General features: G+C 73.1%; 13 protein-coding genes. 11 read left to right on the top strand and 2 right to left on the bottom strand.

Annotation, left to right across the window (positions count from 1 at the left end; all coding sequences use genetic code 11):
- The 3 genes from AB0399_RS38770 to AB0399_RS38760 form a co-directional block, all read left to right on the top strand.
- A partial coding sequence (locus tag AB0399_RS38770; RefSeq protein WP_366414479.1) for a [protein-PII] uridylyltransferase occupies positions 1–2,383 on the top strand: 2,383 nt, incomplete at its 5' end.
- Positions 2,384–2,490: 107 nt separating this feature from the next.
- A complete protein-coding gene (ffh, locus tag AB0399_RS38765) occupies positions 2,491–4,038 on the top strand; it encodes a signal recognition particle protein (RefSeq protein WP_329364216.1) in 1,548 nt (515 codons plus the stop codon).
- A gap of 152 nt (positions 4,039–4,190) precedes the next feature.
- On the top strand, positions 4,191–4,763 hold the full coding sequence (locus tag AB0399_RS38760; RefSeq protein ID WP_366414478.1) for a GNAT family protein: 573 nt from the start codon (positions 4,191–4,193) through the stop codon (positions 4,761–4,763).
- Between the two features lie 91 nt (positions 4,764–4,854).
- On the opposite strand, the gene AB0399_RS38755 is transcribed toward AB0399_RS38760, so the two are convergent.
- Entirely contained in the window at positions 4,855–5,358 is a 504-nt protein-coding gene (locus AB0399_RS38755; protein ID WP_329364211.1) for a DUF402 domain-containing protein, read from the bottom strand.
- Positions 5,359–5,463: 105 nt separating this feature from the next.
- On the bottom strand, positions 5,464–6,447 hold the full coding sequence (locus AB0399_RS38750) for an SAM-dependent methyltransferase (RefSeq protein ID WP_366414477.1): 984 nt from the start codon (positions 6,445–6,447) through the stop codon (positions 5,464–5,466).
- 237 nt (positions 6,448–6,684) lie between these two features.
- Here AB0399_RS38750 and proS point away from each other — a divergent pair, with 237 nt between their 5' ends.
- The 8 genes from proS to lepB form a co-directional block, all read left to right on the top strand.
- Positions 6,685–8,097 (top strand): proline--tRNA ligase, encoded by a 1,413-nt coding sequence (gene proS, locus AB0399_RS38745; protein ID WP_366414476.1) that lies wholly within the window; start codon positions 6,685–6,687, stop codon positions 8,095–8,097.
- Positions 8,098–8,418: 321 nt separating this feature from the next.
- Positions 8,419–9,009, top strand: a complete 591-nt coding sequence (locus AB0399_RS38740; protein ID WP_328470008.1) for a hypothetical protein — start codon at positions 8,419–8,421, stop codon at positions 9,007–9,009.
- 148 nt (positions 9,010–9,157) lie between these two features.
- Positions 9,158–9,607, top strand: a complete 450-nt coding sequence (gene rpsP / locus AB0399_RS38735) for a 30S ribosomal protein S16 (RefSeq protein WP_328470010.1) — start codon at positions 9,158–9,160, stop codon at positions 9,605–9,607.
- 2 nt (positions 9,608–9,609) lie between these two features.
- Positions 9,610–9,849, top strand: a complete 240-nt coding sequence (locus tag AB0399_RS38730) for an RNA-binding protein (protein ID WP_093716568.1) — start codon at positions 9,610–9,612, stop codon at positions 9,847–9,849.
- A 162-nt stretch (positions 9,850–10,011) separates the two neighbouring features.
- Positions 10,012–10,686 (top strand): ribosome maturation factor RimM, encoded by a 675-nt coding sequence (rimM, locus tag AB0399_RS38725; protein ID WP_366414475.1) that lies wholly within the window; start codon positions 10,012–10,014, stop codon positions 10,684–10,686.
- 1 nt (position 10,687) lies between these two features.
- Positions 10,688–11,509 (top strand): tRNA (guanosine(37)-N1)-methyltransferase TrmD, encoded by an 822-nt coding sequence (trmD, locus tag AB0399_RS38720; protein WP_329364200.1) that lies wholly within the window; start codon positions 10,688–10,690, stop codon positions 11,507–11,509.
- A 147-nt stretch (positions 11,510–11,656) separates the two neighbouring features.
- Entirely contained in the window at positions 11,657–12,007 is a 351-nt protein-coding gene (rplS, locus tag AB0399_RS38715) for a 50S ribosomal protein L19 (RefSeq protein ID WP_328470019.1), read from the top strand.
- A gap of 45 nt (positions 12,008–12,052) precedes the next feature.
- On the top strand, positions 12,053–12,497 hold a 445-nt coding region (gene lepB / locus AB0399_RS38710), incomplete at its 3' end, for a signal peptidase I (RefSeq protein WP_366414474.1).

Here is a 12,497-nt window from a genome sequence, read left to right as displayed (position 1 = left end):
GCACCTCCTCACCGAGGAGGGGCAGTCCGGGCCGCCGCGCCGTGCCGCCCTGGCCACCCTCACCGACCGGTGGCTGGCCGCGCTGGCCACCGAGGCCGCCCAGGCGGTCGACACCACCGACTGGGCACTGGTCGCGGTCGGCGGCTACGGCCGCGGCGAGCTGTCCCCCCGCAGCGACCTCGACCTGGTGCTGCTGCACGACTCCCCGAAGTCCGTCGCCGCCCTCGCCGACCGGGTCTGGTACCCGGTGTGGGACCTCGGGCTGGCCCTCGACCACTCGGTCCGCACCCCGGCGGAGGCCCGTAAGACCGCCGCGGACGACCTGAAGGTCCAACTCGGCCTGCTGGACGCCCGGCACATCGCCGGCGACGCGGCCCTCACCTCCGGGCTGCGCAGCGCCGTCCTGGCCGACTGGCGCAACCAGGCACCCAAGCGGCTGCCCGCCCTGCACGAACTGTGCGCCGAACGCGCCGAACGCCAGGGCGAGCTGTCCTACCTGCTGGAACCCGACCTCAAGGAGGCCCGCGGCGGGCTGCGCGACGCCACCGCGCTGCGCGCCGTCGCCGCGTCCTGGCTCGCCGACGCCCCCCGCGAAGGGCTCGAAGAGGCCCGCACCCGGCTGCTCGACACCCGCGACGCCCTCCACCTGGTCACCGGCCGCGCCACCGACCGGCTCGCCCTCCAGGAGCAGGACCAGATCGCCGACGCCCTCGGCCTGCTCGACGCCGACGCCCTGCTCCGCCAGGTCTACGAGGCCGCCCGCCGCATCTCCTACGCCGCCGACGTCACCTGGCGCGAGGTCGGCCGGGTGCTGCGCGCCCGCGAGTCCCGCCCGCGCCGCCGCGGCCTGCTCGGCCGCGGCCGTACCCCCGCCCCGCAGACGGCGGCCGAGCGGGTCCCGCTCGCCGAGGGCGTCGTGGAGCAGGAGGGCGAGGCGGTGCTCGCGATGGCCGCCAAGCCCGACCGCGACCCCGTGCTGCCGCTGCGCGCCGCCGCCGCGGCCGCACAGGCCGATCTGCCGCTGTCCCTGCACGCGGTACGGCGGCTGGCGGCCGCGTCCCGGCCGCTGCCCGTGCCGTGGCCCGCGGAGGCCCGCGAACAGCTGCTCACGCTGCTCGGCGCGGGCGAGTCCACCGTGCCGGTCTGGGAGGCCCTGGAGGCCGAGGGGCTGGTCACCCGGCTCATCCCCGACTGGGAGCGGGTGCGCTGCCGCCCGCAGCGCAACGCCGTGCACCGCTTCACCGTCGACCGGCACCTGGTGGAGACGGCCGTCCAGGCGTCCGGCCTCACCCGCCGGGTCGGCCGCCCCGACCTGCTGCTGACCGCGGCCCTCCTGCACGACATCGGCAAGGGCTGGCCCGGCGACCACAGCGCGGCCGGCGAGGTGATCGCCCGCGACGTCGCCGCCCGGATCGGCTTCGGCGCCGCCGACGTGGACACCCTCGCCCTGCTGGTCCGCCACCACCTGCTGCTGATCGACACCGCCACCCGCCGCGACCTCGACGACCCGGAGACCGTCCGCATGGTCGCCGAGGCCGTCCGGGACACCTCCACCCTCGAACTGCTCGCCGCCCTCACCGAGGCCGACGCCCTGGCCACCGGCCCCGCCGCCTGGAGCACCTGGCGTGCCTCGCTCCTGGCCGACCTCGTGGACCGCGTCGCCGGCGCCCTGGACACCGGCGACCTGCCCGACAACGGCGACCGCGAGTCCACCGCCGAGGAGGAGCGGCTGGCGATCGAGGCCGCCCGCACCCGCGGCCCCGTACTGGCCCTGCACGCCAAGGCCGAGCCGCAGCCGGAGGGCGACGCCCAGGACGAGGCGCTGGGCGTCGAACTGCTCGTCGCGGTGCCCGACCGGCCCGGTCTGCTCGCCCACGCCGCCGGGGTGCTCGCGCTGCACCGGCTCACCGTGCGCGCCGCCGATCTGCGCTCGGTCGACCCGGTGGGGGAGGGCCCGGTGGCCCTGCTGAGCTGGCGGGTGTCCGCGGAATACGGTGCGCTGCCCGAGGCGGCCCGGCTGCGCGCCGACCTGGCCCGCGCCTTCGACGGCTCCCTCGACATCGAGGCGCGGCTGGCCGAGCGCGAGTCCGCCTACCCGCGCCGCCGCGGCATCGTGCCGCCGCCGGCCCGGGCCACCATCGCCCCCGGGCACACCTCGCACACCGCCACCGTGCTGGAGGTCCGCGCGCACGACGCTCCCGGGCTGCTGCACCGGATCGGCCTCGCGCTGACCGCGACCGCCGTCACCGTCCGCTCGGCGCGTATCTCCACCCTGGGCGCCAACGCGGTCGACGCCTTCTACCTCGTCGGCAAGGACGGCAACCCGCTGCCGCCGGCCCGTGCGGCCGAGGTGGCGAAACAGGTGGAGGCCGCCCTGCGGTGAGCGCCGATTCCGGCAGCTTCCGCCCGGGGCATCCGGCTCGGCGCGCGGGCCGGATACCCTGGAAGGCGACTGTCTCCGCCCCCGACCCCTGAGGACCTGCGACCACCGTGTTCGACACTCTGTCTGATCGCCTCGCGAATACCTTCAAGAGCCTCCGGGGCAAGGGCCGCCTGAGCGAGGCGGACATCGACGCCACCGCGCGCGACATCCGTATCGCGCTGCTGGAAGCTGACGTCGCGCTCCCCGCGGTGCGGGCCTTCATCGCCAACGTCAAGCAGCGTGCGCTCGGCGCCGAGGTCTCCCAGGCGCTGAACCCGGCGCAACAGGTGATCAAGATCGTCAATGACGAGCTGGTCACCATCCTGGGCGGTGAGACCCGGCGGCTGCGCTTCGCCAAGCAGCCGCCGACCGTGATCATGCTGGCCGGCCTCCAGGGCGCCGGCAAGACCACGCTCGCCGGCAAGCTGGGGCAGTGGCTGAAGAAGGAGGGCCACACCCCGCTGCTGGTCGCCTGTGACCTCCAGCGCCCGAACGCGGTGAACCAGCTCTCCGTCGTCGGCGAACGCGCCGGCGTCGCGGTCTACGCGCCCGAGCCGGGCAACGGCGTCGGCGACCCGGTCAAGGTCGCCCAGGACTCCATCGAGTTCGCCAAGACGCAGCAGTACGACATCGTCGTGATCGACACCGCCGGCCGGCTCGGCGTCGACCAGGAGATGATGCGGCAGGCTGCGGACATCCGCGACGTCACGCACCCCGACGAGATCCTGTTCGTGGTCGACGCGATGATCGGCCAGGACGCGGTGAACACCGCGGAGGCGTTCCGCGACGGCGTCGGCTTCGACGGCGTGGTGCTCTCCAAGCTCGACGGCGACGCCCGCGGTGGCGCCGCCCTGTCGATCGCGCACGTGACCGGCAAGCAGATCATGTTCGCCTCCAACGGCGAGAAGCTGGACGACTTCGACACCTTCCACCCGGACCGCATGGCGTCGCGGATTCTGGGCATGGGCGACGTCCTGTCGCTGATCGAGAGGGCCGAACAGACCTTCAGCCAGCAGCAGGCCGAGGAGATGGCCGCCAAGCTGGCGAAGGGCCCCAAGGAGTTCACGCTCGACGACTTCCTGGCGCAGATGGAGCAGGTCCGCAAGATGGGCTCCATCTCCAAGCTGCTCGGCATGCTGCCGGGCATGGGCCAGATCAAGGACCAGATCAACAACCTGGACGAGAAGGACGTCGACCGCACCGCCGCGATCATCAAGTCGATGACGCGCGCCGAGCGGGCCGACCCGCACATCATCAACGGCTCGCGCCGGGCCCGGATCGCCAAGGGTTCGGGCGTCGAGGTCAGCGCGGTCAAGAGCCTGGTGGAGCGGTTCTTCGAGGCGCGCAAGATGATGTCGCGGATGGCGCAGGGCGGCGGCATGCCGGGGATGCCCGGGATGCCGGGCATGGGCGGCGGTCCCGGCCGGCAGAAGAAGCAGCAGAAGCAGGCCAAGGGCAAGCGGCAGTCGGGCAACCCGATGAAGCGCAAGGCCGAAGCGGCCGCGGCCGCCGCCAAGCGCGAGCAGCAGCAACAGGGCGGCGAGGACGGTGGGCTCGGCCTGCCCGGCGGCAAGGACTTCGAGCTGCCGGACGAGTTCAAGAAGTTCATGGGCTGACGCCGCTCGCCTCCAGGGCGCGCGGCCGTGGCGGCCGGGCCCCTGGAGAGCGCCCGGCCGGCGTGTCCGGCCGGGCGGGCGGGGCTGCGGTGGGCGGCTCTGCGCACGTGGACGGCGCGCGGCGTCAGGGGGCTTCCTGCGATGATGTGACCATGCGTATTTCGATCCGCGAGCCCCGGGCGGGTGACGCCGAGGCCCACCGCGCCGCCGTCCTGCGGTCGGACCGGCACCTGCGGCCGTGGAACCCGGTCGAGCCGGACGCGCTGCCCGAGCTGCTGCGGCGGCAGGGCGCCGGCCTGCGGACGTACCTGATCGTCGATGACGACGACGCGGCCGGGAACCCGGACGGGGCCGGGGGCGCCGGCGCGGCCCGTGGGACCGGCGGGCTGGTGGGCACCTGCAACGTCGCCAACATCGTGCTGGGCCGCTTCCGCAACGCCGCGCTCGGCTACGACAGCTACCTGCCGTACGCGGGCACCGGGCGGATGACGCTCGGTCTGCGGCTGGTGGTCGACCGCTGCTTCAGGGCGCGGCCCGACGGGCTCGGGCTGCACCGGCTGGAGATCAACGTCCAGCCGGACAACACCCGTTCACTCGCGATGGCCCGCCGGCTCGGCTTCCGCCACGAGGGCTTCTCGCCGCGGATGCTGTTCATCAACGGCGCCTGGCGGGACCACGAGCGCTTCGCGCTGACCGCCGAGGAGTGGCAGGGCCCGACCGCCTAGCGCGGCAAGGCAGCCGGTCAGTGCGGCAAGTCAGCGCGGCAAGTCAGGGCGGCAAGGGCGCCTGGTTGGCGCGGCAAGGGCGCCGGCCGGCTCACAGCAGGGACGCCAGCCCGGCGTCGGTGGCCACCCGCTCCAGCTCGTCCAGGGCGCGCACCGCCGCCTCGGCGGCCGCCGGGTCCCGCCCGGCCAGCCCGCTCGCCTCGAACTCGTCCTCGTCCAGGCGCAGGACGTCGCCGCCGTCGGCGGACACCCACAGGTCGAGGTCCAGGTCCTCGGAGAGCAGCGTGGCCTCCTCGACGGCGACCGGGCGGGTGATGTCGCAGTACCAGCCCTTCAGGGCGCCGGCCGGGTCGCGCACCTCCTTGATCGCGTACCAGCGGTCGCGCCAGTAGTGCTCGGTGAAGACGTCGCCGGGTTCGAAGCGGACGAAGCCGAAGTCGCGGACGGTGGGCAGCGACCAGGGCGCGGTGACGGTCACGCGGACTCCGTCGTCGGAGCGCACGGTGGCGTCGTAGCGGACCTTCTCCCGTCCGGCCTTGACCAGGCGGACGACGGCGGGGGTGTCGGGAGACAGGGGAGCGGGGTGCGTCGGCATGCGGCCACTCTCGCCCGAAGGACCCGGGAGCGGCCAGCCGTTTTCCGGGTGGCGGGCGGTGGTGCGGAGCTGCCGTGCCGCGGCTGGGCGTTCCCGGATTCGGGGTCAGGTGCGGGCGATCAGGTAGCGGAAGACGTTCTCCATCCGTACCGACCCGTCGGGCCGGCGGTAGGGGTGCAGGGCCTCGGCGAGTTCCTTGTCGACCTGCTGGTGGTCGGTGGCGGCGACGGCCGCGTCGAACAGCCCGGTGGACAGCAGGCCGCGGACCGCGCTGGGCAGGTCGGGGTAGCCGAAGGGGCACGAGACGCGCCCCGAGCCGTCGGGCCGCAGTCCGGCCGTACGCGCCAGGTCCTCCAGGTCGTCGCGGCCGCTGAGCCGCAGGGCGGGGGCCGCGGCGCCGCGCGGCTCGGCCAGCCGCGTGGCGACCTTGAGCACGTGGGAGGTCGCGCAGCGCTCGGGCGGGCCCCAGCCGGCCAGCACGACGGTGCTGCCGCGCCGCGCGGTGCGTGCCACCGCGGCGAGCGCGGGCCCGAGTTCGGCGGCGGGCGCCGCCGGTTCGAAGGCGGTGACGACGTCGTAGCCGCGGCCGGGCCAGGAGCCGGACCGGTCCGCGGCGGGCTCTCCCGCGCCGCTGGGGGCGTCGGGCGCGGGCGGCGGTGTCCTGCCGTTTCCGGCGCTCGCGGCCCCGCTGAGCGCGGGGGTCCTGGCCGCCAGGGCGACCGTGCCGCGCGGCCGGTCGGTGCGCGGGTCCGCCGTGCGCAGGTCCGCGAGGCGCAGGTCGCCGGCGAGCAGTCGCGTACGGTGCTCCGGCGGGCGGCCGCGCTCCCTCGCCGCCAGGCGCTCGCGGGCCAGGGCCAGCCGTTCGGCGTCACGGTCGTGGCCGATGACGGCGGCGCCCCGCGCGGAGGCGAGCATCAGTGCCAGACCGCTGCCGCACCCGAGGCCGAGCAGCCGGGTGCCGGCCCCCACCTCCAGCCGGTCGTACACCGTCTCGTAGAGCGGAACGAGCATCCGTTCCTGGATTTCCGCCCAGTCCCGCGCCCTGCCCCGCGTGCCGGGCCTGGAGCCGCGATAGAGCGTAGCCGTCATGGAAGAGCTCCCATCAGCCGACCGGAACCGCTTTCTGCTCCCCGTGCTGTGGTGCCAGGGGCCGTACTCGTCCCTGCATGCCAGACAACTGCCGTTTCGCGCCCCCGTCCAGAGGGCGGGGGACGCGTTCTCGTGAACTTCCGGCGACGCCCGTGTTTCACGCGGCTCGCGTGCGCCGGCGTGCGCTCGGCGATGGCCGATTCACGCTGGGGTGGCACGGGGCCTTACCATCGGCCCATGGCTAAGGCTCCCGTTCTCACCCCTCAGGCGGACGACTTCCCGCGCTGGTACCAGGACCTGATCAACAAGGCCGAGCTGGCCGACAACGGACCGGTGCGCGGCACCATGGTGATCAGGCCGTACGGCTACGGTCTGTGGGAGCGGATGCAGGCCGACATGGACGCGCGGATCAAGGCGGTCGGCGCGCAGAACGCGTACTTCCCGCTCTTCATCCCGCAGTCCTACCTCACCCGCGAGGCCGAGCACGTGGAGGGCTTCGCGCCGGAGTTGGCGGTGGTGACGCACGGCGGCGGCAAGGAGCTGGAGGAGCCGATCGTCGTCCGGCCGACGTCCGAGACGATCATCAACGAGTACTTCTCCAAGTGGGTGCAGAGCTACCGCGACCTGCCGCTGCTGATCAACCAGTGGGCGAACGTGGTGCGTTGGGAGCTGCGGCCGCGGCTGTTCCTGCGCACCACGGAGTTCCTGTGGCAGGAGGGGCACACCGCGCACGCCACCCAGGACGACGCCCGCGAGTTCGCCTCCCGTATCCAGTACGACGTGTACGGCGACTTCATGGAGAACGTCCTGGCGATGGACGTGGTGCCGGGCCGCAAGACCGTCAAGGAGCGGTTCGCGGGCGCGATCAACACCCTCACCCTGGAGGGGATGATGGGTGACGGCAAGGCGCTCCAGCTTGGCACCAGCCACGAGTTGGGGCAGAACTTCGCGAAGGCGTTCAACACGTCGTACCTGTCCAAGGAGGGCACCCAGGAGCACGTCTGGCAGACGTCCTGGGGGAGCACCACGCGGATGATCGGCGCGCTGGTGATGATGCACGGCGACGACAACGGGCTGCGGGTGCCGCCGCGGCTGGCGCACGTGCAGGTCGTGGTGATGGCGATCAAGGACGACGAGGCCGTCGTGGCGAAGGTGCACGAGGTCGGCGAGAAGCTGCGCGCGGCCGGGATGCGGGTGGTCGTGGACGACCGCACCGACACCCCCTTCGGGCGCCGCGCGGTCGACTGGGAGCTCAAGGGCGTGCCGCTGCGGGTCGAGATCGGCCCGCGCGACCTGGCCGGCGGCACCGCGATGGTCGCCCGCCGCATCCCCGGCGGCAAGGAGCCGGTCTCTCTGGACGCGCTGGAGACCCTGCTGCCCAAGGCGATGGAAGAGGACCAGGCGCGGCTGCTCCAGGAGTCCCGCGACCGCCGGCTGTCCCGGACCGTGGACGTGGCCACGGTCGCCGAGGCCGCCGAGGCCGCGGCCACCGGCTGGGCCCGCATCCCGTGGGCGGACCTGGGGCCGGAGGGCGAGGCGAAGCTGGCCGAGCAGGGCGTCTCGGTGCGCTGCCTGGTCGCCGAGGACGGATCGGTGCCCGTCGCCGACGACGCACCCGGGACCGTGGCCATCGTGGCCCGCGCCTACTAGGTCCGCGGCAACCAGGCCGGCGCCACCGGGCCCGCCAGGCCCGCGTCGGGCCTCGGGTCCCGGGTCGGGCGTCGGGCCTCGGGCTCATCCGCGCCGGCCGGTTCCCTCCGGCGTCCGCTGACCGATCAGCGGTGTACGGAATATGTTCATACGTCCGCGCTTGGGGCGGGTGCGCAGGTTCACCGGTGTTACTCCGGTCCCTCCGCACCCGCCCTGCGTCATGCGTATCCATGCGCAACATCCGGAACTGACCGATCAGTGCAAATTAATTGGGCTAGCCCGGAATCGGAACACCGGGGGCGCCCGGCTCGTTGTCACGGCGTGAGCACGACACCACCTGTTCTCGCCGCCGAGCTGGCAGTCGCCTGGGCCGATATTCAACGGCACCATCCCGAGCTGCCCGATCTGGCCGCGCCCGAGTCCCTGATCGGAGAGTCCTCGTCCGCCTGCGGCACCGAGCTCTCCTTCGAAAGGCTGCTGCACGAGGCTGTGCACGGGATCGCCGCGGCCCGCGGCATCCGCGACACCTCACGCGCCGGCCGCTACCACAACCGCAGATTCCTCGCCATCGCCGACGAGATGGGCCTGGACCACGCCGACGAGCCGCATCCCAGCAGCGGCTTCTCGCTCGTGGTGATGCGCCCCGACACCCGTAAGCGCTACCGGGGCACCATCGAGCGGCTCCAGCGCGCTCTGAAGGCGCACACCGTGGCCACCACCGCCGACACCGCCCGCTCCTTCCGTGGACCTGCCGCCCGGCACGGCTCCTCGGGCGGCGGCGTGCGCGTCAAGGCCGTCTGCGACTGCGGGCGGAATGTCCGGGTGGTGCCCTCGGTGCTGGCCCAGGCCCCGATCATGTGCGGAGCGTGCGGGCAGCCGTTCCGTATCCCGGAGGTCGTTGGGGTCGGCTGACTGTGGCACAATGTTTAGCTGAGAACTCGACAGCCGTGCAGGAACCCTCTCTCCTTCGGCTGACGCGTCCGTCGGGCGCACGACTTCCACAACCCCACGTGGGCCGTCCGTGTGCCCAAACACGTCAACTTCAGGAGAACCCACTCCCGTGGCAGTCAAGATCAAGCTGAAGCGCCTGGGCAAGATCCGTGCGCCTCACTACCGCATCGTCGTCGCCGACTCCCGTACCCGCCGTGACGGCCGGGCCATCGAGGAGATCGGTCTGTACCACCCCGTGCAGAACCCGTCGCGCATCGAGGTCGACTCGGAGCGCGCGCAGCACTGGCTCTCCGTCGGCGCGCAGCCGACCGAGCCCGTGCTCGCCATCCTGAAGCTGACCGGCGACTGGCAGAAGTTCAAGGGCGAGCCCGCCCCGGCCCCGCTGCTCCAGCCGGAGCCGAAGGCCGACAAGCGCGCGCTGTTCGAGGCCGCCGCCAAGGACACCGCCGACGAGCCGAAGGGTGAGGCGATCACCCCCAAGGCCAAGAAGGCCGACAAGGCTGACAAGAAGGCCGACGACGCCGAGGCCACCGCCTCTGCCGAGTCCACCGGGGCCTGAGCGTGCTTGAGGAGGCCCTTGAGCACCTCGTGAAGGGCATCGTCGACAACCCCGACGATGTGCAGGTCGGCATGCGGACCCTGCGCCGAGGCAGTGTGCTGGAGGTCCGGGTGCACCCCGACGACCTCGGCAAGGTCATCGGGCGCAACGGCCGCACGGCCCGCGCGCTGCGCACCGTCGTCGGCGCTCTCGGCGGCCGTGGTGTCCGCGTCGACCTCGTCGACGTGGACCAGGTGCGCTGAGCGCGCCCTGCCGTGCCCCGCACGTGCCGGCGTTCGCCGCGGGCACATCGGGTTTTCGTTGCACCGGGCCGGAGGCGGCTACACCGCCTCCGGCCCGGTGCGTTTCCGCCGCGCCCCTCAGGTGCGGTTCCCACCGTTCCCACAGCGGGAGTTGAGCAGGACGTGCAGCTCGTAGTCGGCCGGATCGGACGCGCCCACGGCATCAAGGGCGAGGTGAGCGTCGAAGTGCGCACCGACGAGCCGGAACTGCGGCTCGCGCCCGGCGCCGTACTGGCCACCGACCCGGCCGCCACCGGGCCGCTCACCATCGCCACCGGCCGGGTGCACAGCGGCCGCCTGATGCTGCGCTTCGAGGGCGTCAGCGACCGCAACGGCGCGGAGGCGCTGCGCGGCACCATGCTGATCGCCGAGGTCGACCCGGAGCAGACCCCGGAGGACCCCGAGGAGTTCTACGACCACCAGCTCATCGACCTCGACGTGGTGACCGTGGACGGCCGCGAGGTCGGCCGGATCACCGAGGTCTCGCACCTGCCGTACCAGGACCTGCTGGTGGTGGCGCGCACCGGCGGCGGCGAGGTGCTGGTGCCGTTCGTCATGGAGATCGTGCCCGAGATCGACCTGGACGCGCAGCGGGCCGTGATCGACCCGCCGCCCGGGCTGCTGGACGAGGCGGACGCCCAGGTGGCCAGTGCTCAGGCCGATGCCGATGCCGATGCCGATGCCGACGCCGAGGTCGAAGCCGGTGAAGGTGCCGGCGCGGGCGCCGAGAACGCCGCCAGGGACGAGGGTGACGCGTCCGGTGCGGGCGACGCGCGGCGCGAGAGCGACGGCGCCTGACATGCGGATCGACGTCGTCACGATCTTCCCCGAGTACCTCGAACCGCTGGACGTCTCCCTGGTCGGGAAGGCCCGCGCGGCCGGCCGCCTCGACGTCCGCGTGCACGACCTGCGCGGCTGGGCGGGCGACCGCCACCACACCGTGGACGACACCCCGTACGGCGGCGGCCCCGGCATGGTGATGATGACCGGCCCCTGGGGCGAGGCCCTCGACCAGACCATCGCCGACGGGTACGAACAAGGCGCCCACGAGCCCGTGCTGGTCGTCCCCACCCCCAGCGGCCGCCCCTTCACCCAGGCGACCGCCGTGGCGCTGTCCCGGCGCCCCTGGCTCATCTTCACCCCGGCCCGCTACGAGGGCATCGACAGCCGCGTCACCGCCGAGTACGCCACCAGGATGCCGGTCCACGAGGTCTCCATCGGCGACTACGTCCTGGCCGGCGGCGAGGCCGCCGTCCTGGTCGTCACCGAGGCCGTCGCCCGGCTGCTGCCCGGCGTCCTCGGCAACGCGCAGTCGCACGCCGACGACTCCTTCGCCCCCGGCGCCATGGCCGACCTGCTGGAGGGCCCGGTCTTCACCAAGCCGCCGGCCTGGCGCGGCCGCGGCATCCCCGAGGTGCTGCTCAGCGGCCACCACGGGAAGATCGCCCGCTGGCGCCGCGACGAGGCGCTGCGCCGTACGGTCGCGCACCGGCCCGACCTGATCGAGCGCGCCGACCCCGCGGCCTTCGACAAGAAGGACCGCGAGATGCTCAGCATCCTGGGCTGGCAGCCGGGTCCCGACGGCCGATTTGGGCGCAACCCCGACGCCGTGGAAGAATGACCCGCTGTTGCCTGCCCGGCGCGCGCCCCTGCCACAGGGGGACAGCCGCCGCCCGGTGCCGGGCGACCGCACCGTAGGACAACCCGAACATCCAAGACGACATGCCGTCGATGACCTGTGGCATCGGCGAGGAAGCGACGAACGACCATGACCAACCTCATCGAGAGCGTCAACAGCGCCAGCGTGCGCACCGACGTGCCGGCCTTCCGCCCCGGCGACACCGTCAACGTCCACGTGCGCGTCATCGAGGGCAACCGCTCCCGTGTGCAGCAGTTCAAGGGCGTCGTCATCCGCCGCCAGGGCGCGGGCATCAGCGAGACCTTCACGGTCCGCAAGGTCAGCTTCTCCGTCGGCGTCGAGCGCACCTTCCCGGTGCACACCCCGATCGTCGAGAAGATCGAGGTCGTCACCCGCGGCGACGTGCGCCGCGCGAAGCTGTACTACCTCCGTGAGCTGCGCGGCAAGGCCGCGAAGATCAAGGAGAAGCGCGACAACTGATCGTTTGACTCTCCCTTGGGGCGGGCCGGATAAGCTTCCGCCCCGATGGACAGCGAAGCAGTGACCCCGGAGCGCGACCGTTCCCCCACCGCCGACGAGGCGGACTTGGAGGAGCGGTCGCGTTCCGTCATGAGGGAGCGCCTCGCCGACTGGTGGGACGACTGGAACCGCACGCTGCTGCTCGCTCTCGCCTGCTGCGCGGCACTGCTGCTGGTCAGCCACTTCGTGGTGGAGCCTTTCGAAGTGCCCAGCTCCTCCATGGAGAACACGCTGCGGATCGGCGACCGGGTGCTGGTCGACAAGCTGGCGTACCGTTTCGGCGGCACGCCCCGCCGGGGAGACGTGATCGTGTTCGACGGCAAGGACTCCTTCTCCACCACCAGTGGCACCGACTACGTCAAACGCGTGATCGGTGTCGGCGGCGACCGCGTCACCTGCTGCGACGCCCAGGGCCGGGTCAGCGTCAACGGCCACGCGCTCGATGAGACCT

This window comes from Streptomyces sp. NPDC088194 (assembly GCF_040702025.1).
Taxonomy (GTDB): domain Bacteria; phylum Actinomycetota; class Actinomycetes; order Streptomycetales; family Streptomycetaceae; genus Actinacidiphila.
Note: the sequence above shows the minus strand (reverse complement) of the source record. Positions and strands in the feature narration are given on the sequence as shown.

What these genes read in the sequence shown, in the direction of transcription:
- AB0399_RS38755 (WP_329364211.1), bottom strand. Translation starts at nt 5,358, where the DNA reads ATGCCGACGCACCCCGCTCCCCTGTCTCCCGACACCCCCGCCGTCGTC.
- proS (WP_366414476.1), top strand. Translation starts at nt 6,685, where the DNA reads ATGGCTAAGGCTCCCGTTCTCACCCCTCAGGCGGACGACTTCCCGCGC.
- AB0399_RS38750 (WP_366414477.1), bottom strand. Translation starts at nt 6,447, where the DNA reads ATGACGGCTACGCTCTATCGCGGCTCCAGGCCCGGCACGCGGGGCAGG.
- rplS (WP_328470019.1), top strand. Translation starts at nt 11,657, where the DNA reads ATGACCAACCTCATCGAGAGCGTCAACAGCGCCAGCGTGCGCACCGAC.
- AB0399_RS38760 (WP_366414478.1), top strand. Translation starts at nt 4,191, where the DNA reads ATGCGTATTTCGATCCGCGAGCCCCGGGCGGGTGACGCCGAGGCCCAC.
- trmD (WP_329364200.1), top strand. Translation starts at nt 10,688, where the DNA reads ATGCGGATCGACGTCGTCACGATCTTCCCCGAGTACCTCGAACCGCTG.